Raw genomic sequence first — 16,758 nt, 5'->3', positions numbered from 1 at the left:
TCTTTCCTCCGTAATCTATTTGGCGTAGGACGCCAGCTCGTTTTATTATAACCTTTTCGGCGGAATTTGTCACTTGTTTTATTCTTCGTCTGTACAAGAATTCTTTACGATTTTCTTCTCTGGTCTCGGTGTGCCACAGGTACAGGTTGTAACGTATCTCTCATTTTCAGAGGGACTCTTCTTCATGACAAAAGCTACGTCACCACAATATTCTTTATTTAACAAAATAATATCTTTATTTACGAAAATCATAATTAAGATATTTGTTTAGTATTGATAACCCACTTTGAAAAATCTCCAAACATTTATTTTTTTCATCAACATTAAAACTAGGATGATATTCTTCATTTAGTGATTTTGATAAATCACTAAATAAATGCCATGTATCTATTAAACTTTGACAATTTTGCGATATTTCTACATTATCTATTAACTCGGTAATTTTAGATAGATAAAAGACTGTTATTCCTTTTTCAAAAATAATATGTTCCTTATCCGCAAATATATTTGCTTCTTCGACACTAGAAAAAACTAACAGCCGTTGATTAAAAAGCAAGAAACCATCTTCATCGTTGCTATACCATATAAAAAAATAAGTTAATCCATTATAAATAATTTTTGTCAAATAATATTTCGTCATAACTTTGTTCCTAATTATTCCAAATCTTCTTTTGTTGGCAGTCTGCGGATTTCTCTTCCATCTGTGCATTTGCGCGGAACATCCGATATTCCGGCGGACAAGTTTTCAAATACTCGGATTGACAAATCATCTAATTCTGTTATAAAATGTATCCAAGAGATGAGTTTTACAACCGTACAGTTTTTACTCAAGCGGCTCACTCGTTTCTTTTTTTATTCATTTTCTTTATGCTCGTTTACAGAAAGATTTCCTATCAAATCTTCACCAATTTTGCAAGTGGATAACTTATCGATTGCCATTTGAACCTGAAACTCATTTAGTTCGATCTCAACATCGTAAATGTTTCCGCTTCTTGGCAGTCTGACATGCCATTCAGGGCTTTCAAAATAGCTGCCATTCATATATTGCGCCTTCGTCTCATGCGCTTTCATATCTGCTTTTCTTTCTTTACAATACGCATAGATTAAATATACAATGAGCATCGGACAAACAATACATGCCGCACACTTTCCAACCATATCTCCTCTGACAAAAAACAGAAATAGTCCCATAAGTACTGTAAAAACGATATATACAACCAACGATTTCTTGGTCATAGCAAATGGAAATTTGTGATTTGTTCTCATGTAATTCTATTCCCCCAACTACGAACTTCTTTCTCTACTTAGCAGGCACACTGCCTCACAATGTTCCGTCCACGGAAATAAATCCACAAGCGCAATCTTCTCCACCTGATACATCCGCTTGCTCTTCAGGTATTTCAGATCCCGCGCCAGACTTTCCGGTCCACAGGAAATGTACACAATCCGTTTCGGTGCCAGCTTACAGACGGAATCAAAGAACTCCGGTGTACTGCCACTGCGCGGCGGATCTAGGAATACAACATCCACATCCGTTCCGGCTTCTGCCATGCCAACCATGAATTTGCCTGCATCACCATCATAGATCCGGACATTCTTACAATCATTTCGTTTCACGTTCGTGATGGCATCCTTCGCGGCTGCCTTGTTCAGTTCGACGCCGATCACCTGCTTTGCATGGTCACTTGCCACGATTCCGATCGTACCGGTTCCACAGTACGCGTCCACGACAACCTCTTCGCCGGTAAGGTTTGCATATTCCATCGCCTTGTTATACAGGAGCTCAGTCTGCACCGGATTCACCTGATAGAAACTTGTCGGCGAGATCTTGAAGGTCTTCCCACACAGCTTGTCTTCGATAAATCCTCTGCCGTACAACACCTGATTTCGTTCGCCAAGCACCATACTTGTATCCTTGTCGTTGATATTCTGCACGATCGTCGTAATCTGCGGATGTGCCTTGACAAGTGCCTTCGCGAAATTCTTCTTCGATGGGAAGATCGGCGACGCAGTCACAAGCACAACCATAACTTCTCCGGTCGCATGTCCGGTTCTAACCATCACATGGCGCAGCAATCCATACCCACTATCTTCATTGTAGACAGTAATCTTAAATGAACGCAGCAGCCCACGGATTGTCTCTACAATCTCCTGTGCCCGACGATTCTCGATCTTACAATCGTCCACCGACAATACACGGTGCGTTCCCTCTTCATACACACCCGCCAGAATCTCGCCATTTCGCTTATGCTGAAATGCCGCATTGACCTTGTTCCGGTAATGATAGGGTTCTTTCATGCCGATAATTTCATCCACAGAACCATATGGAGCAAGCAGCTTCTTCACCTGATCGGTCTTGATTTTTAACTGCTCTGCATAGGACTTGTCAATATACTGGCATCCACCACATTTCTTCGAGATGGGGCAGCCGGATTTATTTCCTGTATGTCCGTTCTCACTTACATGTACATGCTTCTTAGATTGTTCACCACTCTGCTTGTATCTTCCCTGCTTTGTCATCACTTACTCCTGCTTCATCTGTCGTTCAGCTTCATTGACACAATTCACTGCATTTAAACATCTCGGATATCCAATGTATGGCAGGCTCTGCGAGATCACACGCATCAACAATTCCTTGTCATTCCCGATTTTCATGTTGCCCTTTGCATGTGCAACCACCTGCATATCGCAGCCTCCCTGTGAGAATAAGAAACAGAACGTTACCAGTTCCCGTTTTGCAAGCGGCAGACGGCTTCCCGGATAATCATTCCCGAAATAATTCTCCTTTAACCACTTGTTGATGTGGCTGTCCTTCCAGACTTCCTTCATATGCTCCTCGAAGATTCCCGCCTGCTCCGCAAGCTTTTTCTCCTCAGCAGCATCCTCACCTGCTCCTGTAGTCTCTGCCTCATCCGACGCAGACTTCTCCAGCCGTTCCTGCTTCGTCATGCCCAGGCGCCCCTGCTTGGCTCTTGTCGAATCCAGCAGCGGAAGTTCAATTCCCTTTGCTTCCATCACTACATTCGTGGCAACCAGAAACGGCCAGACTCTTCCCATACCAAGATAATCCACAGACTGATACACGATCTCCTTAATTACCATCGGTGACAAGCCACTATCCAGTGCTTTCGCCACAATCACCTTATATGCATCCACACCCTGACAACCGATCAGGGATGCGAGAATCGACATATACCGTGTCTCGTCATCCAGCTTCATTCCGTTCTCATTTACAATCTCCGTAAACGCAAACCGTTCGAAGCGCTCCATAAATTCCGCATCTGTCTCATATAAATTCATAGTAACAACTCCTTCCAAAAATAACCTGCTCTCATTATACCATGTCGCCTGTTGGCTCCATGAAGTTCTCGTATCATGTCTGTATGCAAAGACACATCCAACTATAATGATTATATCACATTTCACACGCAAAAAAAGTATTGCTTTCCCAAACGAAAAAGCAATACTCTATCCTTTTTATTCAACACCTGCGATACCGCGCAATCGTCCGCAGCATCTTCTCTGTATTTAACGGCTTTGTAAGCTGCTCATTCATTCCCGCAGCTCTGGTTCGATGCACGTCTTCTGCAAATACATTCACACTAAGTGCCACAATCCCTATCGTGCGCGCATCTGCACGTTTCTGCCCACGGATAATCCGCGTAGCTTCCAATCCATCGATATTCGGCATCATGACATCCATCAATATCACATCATAGGTATTCTCCGGTGCATTAAGATATGCCTCCACTGCCTGATATCCATCTGACACTGCGTGCACCTTCGCCCCTGCATCTTCCAGAATGAACTTCACAACATCCCGGTTTATGTCATTATCTTCCGCAAGTAGAATCCGCATATTTGTCACATCCGGCTGCACTGTCCCTTTCTGCATATTTCCTTCAAACTCATCACGTGCGACCTTCTCAAAAGGAATCGTGACAGTAAATGTGCTTCCGGCATTTTTTCTGCTTTCCACACGGATATTCCCATCCATAAGGTCAAGAATACTCTTCGTTATCGTCATGCCAAGTCCGGTTCCCTGATAACTGCTACGCACATCCATTGCTTCCTGCACAAACGGTTCAAAGATATGGTCAATAAACTCGGGCTCCATCCCAACTCCATTATCTTCAATCGTGAATTCATACACAACACGAGCCACATTTTCCATCGCAATGCGGGCTTTGAACTTTACCATGCCCTCATAACGATTATACTGAATCGCATTTGTAAGTATTTTTTCCAGCATTTGCCGCACATGTATCGGGCTTCCATACACGCGGGAATACCTGATATTTTCTGCAATATCCGCCGCAATCGTTATTTTCTTTCCTTCTCCCCGCGCCTGTGCAAATGCTATCATCTCTGCAATGACATCTGCCATATAAAATTCTTCCTGCACCAGCACAGCTGAGCCATCCTGAAGCTTACACATCTCCAGTGCATCTCCAAGCAGCTTCATCAGATAATTCGTTTCCGTCGTTGTCTTCACAAGGTTTGCTCTCATGAGTTCTATATCTTCATAGCTGCGCTCACTTATATCCATCATCCCTATGATATCATTTAAAGGCATACGGATATTATGTGACATACGGGATAAAAACTCCGATTTCGCAACATGCGCCTTCTGTGCCTCCTCAAATGCCTGTGCCAAAAGCTTCATCTGCCCGCGCTCTTTCTGCATAGTTCTATGATATTCACGAATATAACTGATATGCGTTCCCGCGTCCTGTAACAACTTTGCTGCCAGCTGTCCGAACTCCGTTCCGGGATTATCGAGTCCCATAAACCCATTCAAATGATTCTGCGACATGACCGGCACTACAATCGCTGTATGAACACCTCTCATCTGCAGCAATTCATACTCAAATGGCATTTCATTTTGCACATCATCTATGTTTGCAATCCATACACAGTCTCCCTGTTCAAATCGTTTTTGCCAACACGGTATCATCTGCACATAGATTTTCTGCATCCGTTCCTGCAGGGAATACACTCCCTCTTTGCACCACTCATATGTGTTTCGATAAATCCGGCAGTCCGGAGATGCCCAATCGAAAAAATACACACGATCGGACTGCGTATATTCTCCAATCTGCTCAAGTAACTGCGGAATCTGCATATCTAACTGCTGCTCTGACATCGAATGATCCAGTGTCAGAAGCTTTGCAAGCACCGTCTCCATATTCATTATTGTCTGCTTATAATCATCTCTTTTGTCCATGTACATTCTACCCTTATCAAATAAAAAGAAGCATTATACCTACCCTTATATGGCAATACAATGCTTCTGAAATAAACGTTACGTTATACGTCCGTGCAACTGGCTGCCATCTTACAGGCCCTATAGCTTTGCGTCGCAATCTTTCGATTGTTTTGCCAAATATTTACTTACATTATCGAAATAGTAACACATACTATTATTAATTGCAATTGTAGAATATTACTAGAATCTTACATCCATTTTTATGAATCTTTAAACATCCGGTAATCATCTATCTGTAATTGCGTTATATATTTCTTATATCCGGCAGGTCCACAGATCACCGATCTGCAGGCCTGCCATCCAAACTAGGAATTATTCTTTTTCTGAGGGTTTTCCTCCTCTTGTAAACTTATAAACATTCTGCTATGATGATTTTAAATCGTACCCTAAGGGACAAGTCAATGGGAAATTCGATTTTTCCAGACAGAAATCGCAAATAATTCGCGTTATCTACAGAAAAAACTTGATTGTATGGGGTTGATTATTCGGATTATATTTAGACAGAAATTCGCATCATCAGAGAAAAAAATACTGATTTTATCAGGAGGATTTCTATGAGAAAACAAAGTGAGCATCTATTTAAAATCGGCGAGATTGCCAAGATCTTAGGAGTGACACGGAAAGCCATCCTTGTCTATGAAGAGATGGGACTGCTGACACCTGCAGTCAAGGATGAAGCAAGCGGCTACCGCTATTATACTGCGGATAATATGACGCAGATTCGTGCCATCCGCTCGTTGCAGACACTGGGACTTTCGCTGGCGGAAATCAGAGAATATTACTATGATACAGAAAACCTTGACCGCTATCTTGACCGCCTCATGGATCTTCGGGCAACCTTGGACCGCAACATCCATCTGCTTCAATTGCGCGCGGCAAAACCGGGAGACTTAAGCGTGCACCGCGTCCGCCTGCCTCGGCAGGTGTGTTTCTGCCGCAGATACCAGTGTACCGATGCGAAGGACGCCGCCATCAAATTGCGGGATACCTATATTGCCGCAGCCAGAACAGGAAAAATGTCCATGGGGAGCCGCATGTTTACTGTACGTGCAGGTTCCTCCTGCAAGGAACTCGATCTGCTATGCTGCATCCCTGTTTCAGAAGATTTTGTGGGTGAAGAGCGGATGGAGTTTGCGGAAATGTCTGCCTTGTGCATCTACTATCGTGGTGCTTACGAAGGAATCAATACCGCGATTGACGCCCTACAGGCATATGTACAGGAAAATAAAATTCAGGCAACCGGCGGATTCCACTGTATCTATCTCGAAGGGCCTCCTAACCGCGGAGACCATACAGAAGACTACATCACACAGGTTGCCCTGCCCTTCTCAGAGAATAGTGAGGGATGTTTGTAAATAATTCCATTTCTCCCCCACTATCCATCTCTTGTTCCTTATTTATCGATTATGTCCACCTGACAGGAGCGCATCGTTGCAAGTGCCGCCGCATGTGCTTCCGGTGTCACACCTGCACAACAGCCTGCATCCACACGCACCGTGGCTTCCGGATACAAGGCTTTCAGTATAAGAGCATTTGACACGACACAGATGTCCGTGCAGACTCCAATCATTTCAATATCCAGATCCGAACCATCCGCGGTCTCACTCGCAAGAACATCCTTCCAGCCTAAGAACCCGAATGTCGGCTTGTCAACGGTCTTATATTCCGAAGTGATTCCATCAGTAAGCTCTGCACAGATCTGCCATCCATCTGTCCCTTTGATACAATGCGGAACCGGCAGATGTTTTCCCTCGTTCGTCTGCATATAATCTTCTCCATGTGTATCCCGCGTGAAAATGATCTCCTTACCAGCACGATCATACTCACTTATTTTCGCCATTACCTCTGGCAGAATCGCCTGTGCTTCCGCTGACGCAAGTGCACCTGTTACAAAGTCTTTCTGCATATCTACTACAATTAAAATGTTTCGCATCTGTGGACCTCCTTTTCCTACACCTCACGGTGATCGATCACACGCTTCGCCTTCTTCTCTGTTCGCGGCAATGTTCCAACCGGCACAACATTGATCTTCGGTGTAACACTCATCTTCGACTTGAACAGATTCTTGATCGTCTGACCTGTCTGCTCGAAGTCCACACGACCTTCCGCCTCAACCGTTACCATGATGATGTCACGGTTATGTGCTTCATCATGCGCGATATTAATGTTATATTCGCTCGATACACCATCGACCATGCCGAGGATTTCTTCTACCTGACTTGGGAACATATTGACACCATGTACCTTGAACATATCATCACTACGTCCCTTAATTATATCAAGACGCGGATATTTGTTACCACATGCACATTCACCCGGAATAATTCTGGAGATATCATGTGTCCGGAATCGCAGAAGCGGTGCGCCTTCCTTGACAAGTGTTGTTATAACAATCTCTCCTTCTTCTCCGTCCGGTACCGGCTGAAGTGTCTTCGGATCAACAATCTCAATATATACATAATCATCCCAATAATGCATACCCGAATTTTCATCACAGCTGATTCCGATGCCCGGTCCGTAAATCTCCGTCAGACCATAGATATCATAAAGAGAAACTCCAAGCTCCCTTTTAATGTATTCCCGCATCTTCTCACTCCAGCGCTCGGAACCAAAAATACCTTTCTTCAGATACAGCTGATCGCGGATTCCTCTTTTATTGATTTCCTCTGCCAGAAGCAATGCATACGAAGATGTCGCAGTAAGGACGGTCGATTTCAGATCCATCATCATCTGAATCTGCTTATCTGTATTACCCGGTCCCATCGGAATTGCCATTGCGCCAAGCTTCTCACAGCCTGCCTGGAATCCGATTCCCGCCGTCCACAGACCATAGCCGGCTGTAATCTGAATATGGTCTTTGTTTGTGATTCCTGCTGTTTCATAGCAGCGTGCAAACATAATCGCCCAGTCATCCACATCCTTTGCTGTATAAGGAATGATGACCGGCTTACCTGTCGTACCGGACGAAGAATGGATTCGTACCACCTCCTCATCCGGTACCGCCTGGATTCCAAGCGGATAAGCATTTCGAAGATCCGCCTTGCTGGAGAACGGAAGCTGCTCAAACTCCTCCTGACTTGAAACTCCTGTAATTCCTGCTTCTTTATAAATTCTGCCATAATAACTGTCTGTCTGAATCAGACGCTTAATCTGTGCATCTACCTGCGACAACTGTAAGTCTGTTAATTTCATAGTTGGTTCCTCCTCCAAATACGATTTATATTATCGACTGATGATACGTTATTTCCTCTATCACAACGTTTTTCCGCTTCCCACTTCAACACCTGCATAAAATGCCGCTTTGTTTGTCTCTACATACTTTGACGGCACGCGCCTTTCAAGCTCTGCAAGCACGGTTTCCTTGCTGATTCCAAGCCGTCCGCTTCCAACTGCCACGCCCAGGATGGCAATGTTGAAATATCGCGACGAGCCAAACGGTGCACAGATTTTCTCTGCATCGATTACGATACAGCTGCATTTCTTCTGCAGATACGCAATCATCTCTGTGCCGTCATACCCGGTATCCTGCAAAGATTCTGTCACCGGTTTTACCGGTACACGATTCACGATCACGATTCCATCCTTTTTCAGATACCCTAAGTTCCGCACAGCCTCCGCCGGCTCAAATGCGAGAATCATATCTGCTGCCCCCTGTGGGATCAGCGGTGCATATGCCTCCCCGATACGCACATGGCTCGTCACCGAACCACCCCGCTGTGCCATGCCGATCGTCTCTGCCGAATGAACTGCCGAACCTTCATCCATCGCAGATGCCGCAATAATTTTGGATGCCAACACGGTTCCCTGCCCGCCGACACCACAGATCAATATATCTTTCTTCATGATGTGGCACCTCCTTTTTGAGTATCGCCCCCAATGGCGTGAACCGGGCAGATCTGGCTGCACAAGCCACAGCCGGTACATAAGTTTTCATCGATCGTCACATTTCCATCTACGGTAATAAGTGCCGGACAGCCGATCTCACGGATGCATTTCTTACAATTGATGCACTGCTCCGAGATCCGGCATTTGCCGTCTGGCTTGGAAATCGCAATACACGGCGATTTGAAGATGATCGCTTTCACGCCCGGAAGCTTGGCACATTCCTGCACAGCAGCCACCGACGCATCAAGGTCTAATGGATTAACCGTCACGATCATATGTACTCCGATTCCTTCCAACACCTTCGCAATATCTACCTTGTCCACGAACTGTCCCATCATATTCCGTCCGATTCCCGGATGCGGCTGATGACCGGTCATCGCCGTTGTCGAATTATCCAGCACGCAGAGAATCATATCTGCGTTGTTGTACACCGCATTTACGACACCCGTCATACCCGATGCGAAAAATGTCGAATCGCCCACGAATCCGAAGCACGTGCCTTCCCCATCAATCCAGTGGAAGCCCTGCGCCATCGTGATTCCGGCACCCATGCAGAGACATGTGTCAACCATATCAAGCGGCATCGCATTTCCAAGTGTATAACATCCGATATCGCCACAGAAATACGCTTTCTTTCCTTTCATCGCCTGCTTCACTGCATAGAACGATGCACGGTGCGGACATCCTGCACACAACACTGGTGGACGCATCGGAAGCGCCGGTGCATCGCTGCCATCATACCCACGCGCGAGCTTCTCCGTGCCAAGGAACCCGCTCAGAATATCTGCAACCAGATTCGAACTGTTCTCGCCACTTGCCGGCACCCTTCCGTCTAATTTTCCTGACACTTTGATGGCAAGCGCGTGCTTACCGACAAGCTTCAGAATCTGTTCTTCAATATATGGACTTAACTCCTCCACACAGAGCAGTTCCTCCACACCCTCGAGTGCCTGTAACAGAAAATCCTCCGGCAGAGGGTACGCAGTCGCAAGCTTGATGAGCTTGATATCGGTGTGGTCTTTCAGATATTCCTTCGCATAGGCATAGCTGATTCCTGACGTAATTACTGCCTTCTTGGAATTTCCGCCTTCCACACAATTCCATTTATATGTAGAAAAATCTTTTCCGATTTCAACATTCCGCTGCTCGATCATTGCATGATTCATGTAGGATAACCGCGGGAAGATGACCCATTTCTTGGAATCTTTCACGAAACCATCATATGCTTTTGGTCCATTGTTAACCGGATTCTCAATCGACGCATACGCATGGCAGACACGTGTCGTCGGACGGAACAGAACCGGTGTCTTATATTTCTCCGAATATGAAAATGCATCCTGTATCATCTCATATGCTTCTTCCGGGGAAGATGGATCAAACACCGGAATCCGTGCGAAGTCCGCGAACCGCCTTGTATCCTGCTCGGTCTGGGAGGAAATCGGACCCGGATCGTCCGCCGATACAACAACCATGCCGCCCTTTACACCCACATACGCAAGCGACATCAGCGGATCGGCTGCCACATTTAAGCCCACCTGCTTCATCGTCACCATCGTCCGTGCGCCACCATATGCCGCACTCGCAGCAACCTCCATCGCTGCTTTCTCATTCACTGACCATTCCAAATGCACCCCATCGTGTGGGTACTTGGATATCGTTTCCACAATTTCAGAAGATGGAGTTCCCGGATACCCGGACACAAGATTGACGCCTGCTGCCAATGCGCCGAGCGCGATCGCTCCATTTCCCATTACATATTCCTGCATGTAACTGCCGTCCTTTCTCTAACAAATATGTATATTATAGCAAATTCTACGTGATACGACTACTTTTGATTTTTTTGTTTATCATCAGAAAAAGCACAGTTCAAAAGCAAACTGTGCTTTTCTCATAAATATAGACAGAATTACCGCTTCTTTCCCGCATAGAGACAGCCCATTCCCGATACCAGCATCAACACGCAAAGTACAGGCAGATTCATATCATCCCCTGTTTTAGGCGAAGCTGTTACAGCATCTTTTGTTGCTTCTGTCGTACCACTTGTCGTAGCTTCGGTCGTATCCTTTGTTGTAGTTTTGGATGGATCTTCGGTTGTGCTCTCCGTTGTCGTTTCCTTTGTCGAATCCTCCGTCGTTGTCTCACTCTTCTTATATGCGACCGCATAGTTGGAAAATCCCTTTGTCTGGAACATCACAGTCTTAGTTGCAGAATCAAAGGACGCAGGAATAACCTCATAGGTTCCATCCGAATTCTCATGAATGACAATCAGATCATTGCCTTCAACCTCCATGTCTGTACCAAACTGAAGGGATACCTTTGCCGGATTCTTCAAAGCTGCTATATCATTTACCCACAGATCTGCTGCAGAATTCTTGTACAGGATCTGTGCCAGTTTGATGTCAAAATATCCTGCGATCTGATAATCCCCGGCTGCCTTTTCAAAGGCGTCCTGCTGTTGCTGTGTGAGAACCGCATCCTTTATCGTCAGTCTGCTGTTTCCTGAAGTGATCTCATTTTCTGCTAACTGAATCAATGCATTTTTCACTTTATCTGTTTTCAGCTCTGTCTGATCCTCTTTCTTTGTAAATATGCCACAGATATGAACATTTGCATCCGGCATCGTGTATGTATATGTAGATGTATCCGCAGAAGGTGTCAAAGACTGCCCATTGATGGTGATAGAATCAAGCTGGTACCCATATTCTGGTGCTACACGAAGTGTTATTTCTGACCCCGGCACAATACTTCCATACCCATGACTGGCGCTCTGATCAATATCCTTTAATTCAACCGGCGTTCCATCTGCATCTTTGATCCCAATAATCGCAATACTTCCATGCTTTAATAATTCATTCTCTTTCAGGCTTGTATTATTGGCATTATCACTCTCCCATACGATAACTCGTTTCATAACCGTCAGTCTCTTTGTAACCTCGATCTTATATGCACTTGCAGGTGCTACTGTGAATTCCACCCTGTCCTCTGTGCCTTCCGGAAGGTTAATTGGCTTTCCATTTACCGTAACAGTTCCGATATTTCCATCTCCAAACGCCAGCTGAATCTGGATCAGATTATAGATTTCACCAGAGGCATATCCCTTTCCAGTCCCTTGTATCTCCTTACTCTCTTTTCCAATTCTCTCTCCATTTAGAGAAATCTCCATTCCTACTCCATCACAGCTTGCCGTAATCTGAATATCATCTGGATAAGCCGGCTTCGGTGGCGCAGGTTCGTATTCTACTTTGATATTCAGGTTGCCGCTAAATTCGTTTGGATCCAGCTTGATATACGAATTACTGTCAATATTATACGATGTCTCATTGATATATACCCGAATATCCGAACTTGAAATACTCGGCATACCCGGCAGTTCCTCTATGGATGATGCTTCTAAAGAAATACCAACCTTCAAATAATACTCGTTCTCGAGCAGATCGACCTGCATGCCATTCCCACTGATTGAACAATCCTTATAACCATCCCATGCGTCTTTCGTACATAATGTTATTTTTGCTTTACAGCCCTCAGCAACATCAAAAACGGCCTTTCCTCCGTCAACGGATGCCCCTATAAAATTCAATGTCACCGTGTTTGTTTCTGCTGCATGAACCGGCGTGCTGACCAATAACAGCAGGAGCATACTGATACACAACCATACACTTAGAAAAATCCCTGTTTTTTTCCTCATAACGTTGTCCTCCCTCTCTGCTTCCCTCCCCGGGAAGTTATTTTTGACATTTTATCATAAAGCACTTGACATCACAACAAGGTTTTCTTAAAAAATGCGTCGTCCGGTTTGTATCCGGTCTTTGCCAGCCACACCGCAAATGGCGCGATCAGCATCGCATAGATGTGCTCGCAATATTCAATTCTTGACTCGTCATCGAAACCACCACCAATCTCGATCTCATCGATGTCACTGATTTCGTAGCCGATTGTTCCCTTCCATGCGCACGTCTCCAGAATCCTCCGGCTTTCGGCATCCGCATCCCCCAGACAGGCAATCAGATCTTTCGGTCTCAGGTTCAGATAGGCATCCTGCATCGCAACCTTTTTGCGTAACTGCGCAGGAAAGCTATCCTCGCACTGCTGTATACTTTCTATTTCCATGTCAATTTTCTCCTTCGTGAAAAATGGATACCGGCGGTGGTTATCCACGATATCTGACAACAGCCAGACTGCCTCCCGCGCCTTATCCTGCAATGCCGCATCCCCGGAATTCCGATACGCGACGATCAGATAAATCAAATCCTTCCACATATCGTCAAGGAAGGACTCCGGCAACTCCAGCACATCCAGCACCCGCTCCATCATGTAAGACCGCGGTTCCATGCCAAAGTGCTGCAGCTCTCTGTCATAAAACAGATAAAGCCGTGTATCCACGATCCACACGACGATCGCATCAATTACCTCCGGGCTGATTGATGCATCCTTCTGCGTGCTTGCAGCCATTTTATTCCATGGCAGTCTCCCTACGATTTTCCTTACATGTTCTCCTATCAATGTTAAAAATTTTTCCATGAAAAAAACACCCCTTTCCAAACAAGTTAACAGTATCTGCCTACAATAAAATTCGTATTTGCTCGTTTAAAAATGGATGTTCGTTTTTCTCGTTGTGTTTGTATTTGTGATTCTCGTTGATAGACGCCCCAGCCTCTTCGGCTTCGAGACTGGGGGTTTTGATTTTTGTTTGTGGTTACTGCTTTCTAAGGCCACAGACACTGCACTCCTGGTGCGTAACAGCATCGTGATGTCTTGTACCAGTCTGTACTTTTTCAGTACCAACCCATACTTCACCATCAAGGATGCTAAAAGCACATCTTCCAGCTGGGTCTGGGTCCGGACAATCCGGGAAGCAGCTGATACAATGTTGTGCACACCATCTCTGTTTTGCACAAGAGTCACGTAACTCGTCTGCATAACTACCATCAGGCCACATAGAGTGCCATTCATACACATCCTGCTCCTCATAAATCGGTGTTTCATGCGCTGGCTCATCTACAACCGTTTTCCACTTACAATCATGTGGAGTAATATATGGAAAAGCCACTTTGCTCTTGATTCCATTTAGATCCGTCAAAACACCGTCGTCTTTTTTCACAAGTACGATCTGAATTGCCTCCAACCGCTTGCCAAGACCGCTCGTACCTGCCGGATCTCCATTCCACGCCCACGAAAGCCATCCGTAGGTCTGTGCATGCACACGATAACAGATATTGTAATGGTTTGCGATTTCTCCTTTGAGACGGATTCGGATTGCTTCCAGTCGTTTTGCCTGTCCGGAAGTGCCGCTCATCATACCATTTGACACCTCATTCATCCAGCCATAGCTCTGTACGTGAGTAGAATATTCGATGCTTCCACTATACTCATTTCCGGTCAAAGCAATCTCGATGCCTTCCAATCGTTTTCCTTCGCCCGTTGTGCCGCTAACCTGTCCCATCGTTTTGTACGATGTCTCCCAGCCATACGTCTGACGATGTACGCGGTACACCAGTCCCATCGTCTCAGACTTCGGAACCAGCTGCACTTCCAGACTTTCGAGTCTCTTCGCTTCGCCCTCAGTACCCGCGAGCGCGCCATCATACTGCCAGCCCTGACTCCATCCATACGTCTGGATATGCACCCGGTAACGAATCGAATAATGCTTCGCAATCTCTCCAGTCAGACGAATCTGGATTCCCTCCAGCCGCTTGGCTTCCCCCTTGGTGCCCGCAAACTGGTTGTTCTTCACCCAGTTTGTCCAACCATACGTCTGACGATGAACCCGGTATTCAATCGAGCCATCATACCCGGTCTGATTGTTGAACTTGATCTTGATCCGCTCCAACCGTTTCGCCTGTCCGGTCGTGCCAAGTATCAGCGTGTTGTTCCTGTAAACGCCCGCTCTGTCGCCGTATGTCTGCACATGCGCCTCTCCCTCGAAAGAATACGACGCCGCAAGCGTATCCATCTGCGTCACAGATGCCATACCCAGTACAATCACCATTGCAACTGCAATCGCAATCATCTTTTGTGCCATTTTTCTCATAATTCATCCTCCTCTGCTATACCGCACATTATCCGACCATGTGGGTACACCCTCGTCTCTGGTTTCATTGTACTTCAATGGGAAATTCGTATTTCTCAATCACTTGAATTCGTATTACTCGTTTAATTAGAAATTGGTAAACTCTCGAAATGGTGGCTCGAACCACCTGTAGTTGGTAGAGTACCGCATTCTAAATTGTTTGTCAAGAGGGAACTACCAATTCTTTTCTTCCCCATTTCTTTGCCCATTATAGCATAAGCGATTCTTTGTTGCAATATATTCCGTATTGCATCTTGCAATGCATACTTCATCTGTTATTTGCAATAATATAACTTAAACGGAGGTGTAATTATGGCATTTCAATTAAAACCAAATAAAAAAGAATCGGAAAACAAAACGATTCGTTTTCCAATTCCTTTAATTCACAAAATAGAAGCAGCGATTCAAAATCAGGATGTCACCTTCTCCAGCTTTGTCATCCAAGCTTGCGAATACGCGCTGCACGACCTGCAAAGACCCGATCACTCCAATGCAGAGCCAGAGAAACAGGATGGGAGTAAAGTATAAAAAAGCACCGTTCATACCAATCTGCCTAAGGGAATTTACACATTACATCTGCCAGATCAGGTTGCCGGATGGATCAAGAGCCTGAATCCGATAGGTATGGGCTTTTAGGTCTGCAGACAGACGGGCAAGATAACCGTCCTTTTTCCAGGTGATATAAATGCCGGAAATTCTTTCCGGAATTTCAACATTTCAAGCTGCTTTTTATCAGTACGGATGGGAACGCTGTACACCGGCTCATCAGTTCGGGCCGGCTGCCAGAACCCACTATCTGTTTCATTATGTCATCTCCGGAACCGGACTTTTAATGGCGCAGGATCAAAAAGGAGAGACTAGAAATTATTCGATCAAAAGCGGACAGGGCTTTCTTCTGTATCCGGGACAGATCAGCACCTATATCGCAGATAAGACTAACCCATGGGAATATGCCTGGCTGGAATTTGATGGATTACGGGTAAAAGAAGCACTGGACATTGCCGGTTTTTCAAAAGACCAGCCGATCTATCATGCCACCTCAAAGGAATACCGGGAAATCATGATGAATGAAATGCTCTATATTGCCAAGCACCCAGATGAACCGCCTTTTCACCTGATCGGTCATTCCTATCTTTTTCTGGATGCACTCATCCGTTCCACCTCCTCTACCCGGATGATAAAAACCGGTAAAATGAGCGATTACTATATAAAAGAAGCAATCAACTTCGTAGAGCAGAATTTTCCTTATGACATCTCTATCGAAGATATAGCTGCCTGTTGCGGCATCAACCGCAGCTATCTGGGAAAGATATTTCACAACTCCATTGGCAAAACGCCACAGGAATTCCTGATACACTACCGGATGTCCAAAGCAACAGAGCTGCTGAAAATGACGAAATTATCAATTGCAGATATAGGAAATGCAGTCGGCTATCCAAACCAACTGCATTTCTCAAGAGCTTTTAAAAATATATATGGTGTCTCCCCCAAAAACTGGCGGGATCAGAATCACTAATATAGCATGAAACTCCGC

General features: G+C 45.3%; 15 protein-coding genes and 1 riboswitch. Of the genes, 3 read left to right on the top strand and 12 right to left on the bottom strand.

The window, feature by feature from the left end; genetic code table 11:
- Positions 1 to 235: 235 nt before the first annotated feature.
- From AAAT93_RS08490 to AAAT93_RS08470, 5 genes are all read right to left on the bottom strand, one after another.
- Positions 236 to 640, bottom strand: a complete 405-nt coding sequence (locus AAAT93_RS08490) for a hypothetical protein (protein WP_147354334.1) — start codon at positions 638 to 640, stop codon at positions 236 to 238.
- A 212-nt stretch (positions 641 to 852) separates the two neighbouring features.
- Positions 853 to 1,266 (bottom strand): hypothetical protein, encoded by a 414-nt coding sequence (locus AAAT93_RS08485; RefSeq protein ID WP_118671142.1) that lies wholly within the window; start codon positions 1,264 to 1,266, stop codon positions 853 to 855.
- 18 nt (positions 1,267 to 1,284) lie between these two features.
- Positions 1,285 to 2,520: a 23S rRNA (uracil(1939)-C(5))-methyltransferase RlmD gene (gene rlmD, locus AAAT93_RS08480; protein WP_021984479.1), complete on the bottom strand. Its 1,236-nt coding sequence runs from the start codon at positions 2,518 to 2,520 to the stop codon at positions 1,285 to 1,287.
- Positions 2,521 to 2,523: 3 nt separating this feature from the next.
- Positions 2,524 to 3,300 (bottom strand): carboxymuconolactone decarboxylase family protein, encoded by a 777-nt coding sequence (locus tag AAAT93_RS08475; RefSeq protein WP_227573101.1) that lies wholly within the window; start codon positions 3,298 to 3,300, stop codon positions 2,524 to 2,526.
- 181 nt (positions 3,301 to 3,481) lie between these two features.
- A complete protein-coding gene (locus AAAT93_RS08470; protein WP_182428878.1) occupies positions 3,482 to 5,227 on the bottom strand; it encodes a hybrid sensor histidine kinase/response regulator in 1,746 nt (581 codons plus the stop codon).
- Between the two features lie 91 nt (positions 5,228 to 5,318).
- A riboswitch (cyclic di-GMP riboswitch) is annotated at positions 5,319 to 5,394 on the bottom strand.
- 429 nt (positions 5,395 to 5,823) lie between these two features.
- Between AAAT93_RS08470 and AAAT93_RS08465 the strand changes: the two genes are divergently transcribed.
- Entirely contained in the window at positions 5,824 to 6,624 is an 801-nt protein-coding gene (locus AAAT93_RS08465) for a MerR family transcriptional regulator (RefSeq protein WP_118545296.1), read from the top strand.
- A 38-nt stretch (positions 6,625 to 6,662) separates the two neighbouring features.
- Here the strand turns inward: AAAT93_RS08465 and AAAT93_RS08460 are convergent, their stop codons facing one another.
- From AAAT93_RS08460 to AAAT93_RS08430, 7 genes are all read right to left on the bottom strand, one after another.
- Positions 6,663 to 7,202, bottom strand: a complete 540-nt coding sequence (locus AAAT93_RS08460) for a cysteine hydrolase family protein (protein ID WP_227573100.1) — start codon at positions 7,200 to 7,202, stop codon at positions 6,663 to 6,665.
- Between the two features lie 17 nt (positions 7,203 to 7,219).
- A complete protein-coding gene (locus AAAT93_RS08455) occupies positions 7,220 to 8,461 on the bottom strand; it encodes a phenylacetate--CoA ligase family protein (protein ID WP_118545284.1) in 1,242 nt (413 codons plus the stop codon).
- 60 nt (positions 8,462 to 8,521) lie between these two features.
- Positions 8,522 to 9,112: an indolepyruvate oxidoreductase subunit beta gene (locus AAAT93_RS08450; protein WP_117781177.1), complete on the bottom strand. Its 591-nt coding sequence runs from the start codon at positions 9,110 to 9,112 to the stop codon at positions 8,522 to 8,524.
- Positions 9,109 to 10,920 (bottom strand): indolepyruvate ferredoxin oxidoreductase subunit alpha, encoded by a 1,812-nt coding sequence (gene iorA, locus AAAT93_RS08445; RefSeq protein ID WP_227573099.1) that lies wholly within the window; start codon positions 10,918 to 10,920, stop codon positions 9,109 to 9,111. The genes AAAT93_RS08450 and iorA overlap by 4 nt, the downstream gene beginning before the upstream one ends.
- Before the next feature lie 140 nt (positions 10,921 to 11,060).
- A complete protein-coding gene (locus AAAT93_RS08440; RefSeq protein WP_227573098.1) occupies positions 11,061 to 12,842 on the bottom strand; it encodes an InlB B-repeat-containing protein in 1,782 nt (593 codons plus the stop codon).
- Positions 12,843 to 12,913: 71 nt separating this feature from the next.
- Positions 12,914 to 13,675, bottom strand: a complete 762-nt coding sequence (locus tag AAAT93_RS08435) for a hypothetical protein (RefSeq protein WP_227573097.1) — start codon at positions 13,673 to 13,675, stop codon at positions 12,914 to 12,916.
- Positions 13,676 to 13,850: 175 nt separating this feature from the next.
- The gene (locus tag AAAT93_RS08430) at positions 13,851 to 15,185 is read right to left on the bottom strand and encodes a hypothetical protein (RefSeq protein WP_227573096.1); all 1,335 of its coding nucleotides are present in this window, start codon (positions 15,183 to 15,185) and stop codon (positions 13,851 to 13,853) included.
- 351 nt (positions 15,186 to 15,536) lie between these two features.
- Between AAAT93_RS08430 and AAAT93_RS08425 the strand changes: the two genes are divergently transcribed.
- Positions 15,537 to 15,752, top strand: coding sequence for a YlcI/YnfO family protein (locus tag AAAT93_RS08425; RefSeq protein ID WP_195541119.1), 216 nt, complete (start codon positions 15,537 to 15,539; stop codon positions 15,750 to 15,752).
- 157 nt (positions 15,753 to 15,909) lie between these two features.
- On the top strand, positions 15,910 to 16,740 hold the full coding sequence (locus AAAT93_RS08420; RefSeq protein ID WP_227573095.1) for an AraC family transcriptional regulator: 831 nt from the start codon (positions 15,910 to 15,912) through the stop codon (positions 16,738 to 16,740).
- Positions 16,741 to 16,758: the final 18 nt, after the last annotated feature.

The sequence above is a fragment of the Coprococcus hominis (ex Arizal et al. 2022) genome, assembly GCF_040094675.1.
Classification (GTDB): Bacteria; Bacillota; Clostridia; order Lachnospirales; family Lachnospiraceae; genus Coprococcus_C; species Coprococcus_C hominis.
This window is presented reverse-complemented; position numbering and strand designations above follow the sequence as displayed.

Bases quoted from the DNA above. Each gene is read 5' to 3' on its own strand.
- AAAT93_RS08490 (WP_147354334.1), bottom strand. From the start codon at position 640: ATGACGAAATATTATTTGACAAAAATTATTTATAATGGATTAACTTAT.
- AAAT93_RS08485 (WP_118671142.1), bottom strand. From the start codon at position 1,266: ATGAGAACAAATCACAAATTTCCATTTGCTATGACCAAGAAATCGTTG.
- rlmD (WP_021984479.1), bottom strand. From the start codon at position 2,520: ATGACAAAGCAGGGAAGATACAAGCAGAGTGGTGAACAATCTAAGAAG.
- AAAT93_RS08475 (WP_227573101.1), bottom strand. From the start codon at position 3,300: ATGAATTTATATGAGACAGATGCGGAATTTATGGAGCGCTTCGAACGG.
- AAAT93_RS08470 (WP_182428878.1), bottom strand. From the start codon at position 5,227: ATGGACAAAAGAGATGATTATAAGCAGACAATAATGAATATGGAGACG.
- AAAT93_RS08465 (WP_118545296.1), top strand. From the start codon at position 5,824: ATGAGAAAACAAAGTGAGCATCTATTTAAAATCGGCGAGATTGCCAAG.
- AAAT93_RS08460 (WP_227573100.1), bottom strand. From the start codon at position 7,202: ATGCGAAACATTTTAATTGTAGTAGATATGCAGAAAGACTTTGTAACA.
- AAAT93_RS08455 (WP_118545284.1), bottom strand. From the start codon at position 8,461: ATGAAATTAACAGACTTACAGTTGTCGCAGGTAGATGCACAGATTAAG.
- AAAT93_RS08450 (WP_117781177.1), bottom strand. From the start codon at position 9,112: ATGAAGAAAGATATATTGATCTGTGGTGTCGGCGGGCAGGGAACCGTG.
- iorA (WP_227573099.1), bottom strand. From the start codon at position 10,920: ATGCAGGAATATGTAATGGGAAATGGAGCGATCGCGCTCGGCGCATTG.
- AAAT93_RS08440 (WP_227573098.1), bottom strand. From the start codon at position 12,842: ATGAGGAAAAAAACAGGGATTTTTCTAAGTGTATGGTTGTGTATCAGT.
- AAAT93_RS08435 (WP_227573097.1), bottom strand. From the start codon at position 13,675: ATGGAAAAATTTTTAACATTGATAGGAGAACATGTAAGGAAAATCGTA.
- AAAT93_RS08430 (WP_227573096.1), bottom strand. From the start codon at position 15,185: ATGAGAAAAATGGCACAAAAGATGATTGCGATTGCAGTTGCAATGGTG.
- AAAT93_RS08425 (WP_195541119.1), top strand. From the start codon at position 15,537: ATGGCATTTCAATTAAAACCAAATAAAAAAGAATCGGAAAACAAAACG.
- AAAT93_RS08420 (WP_227573095.1), top strand. From the start codon at position 15,910: ATGCCGGAAATTCTTTCCGGAATTTCAACATTTCAAGCTGCTTTTTAT.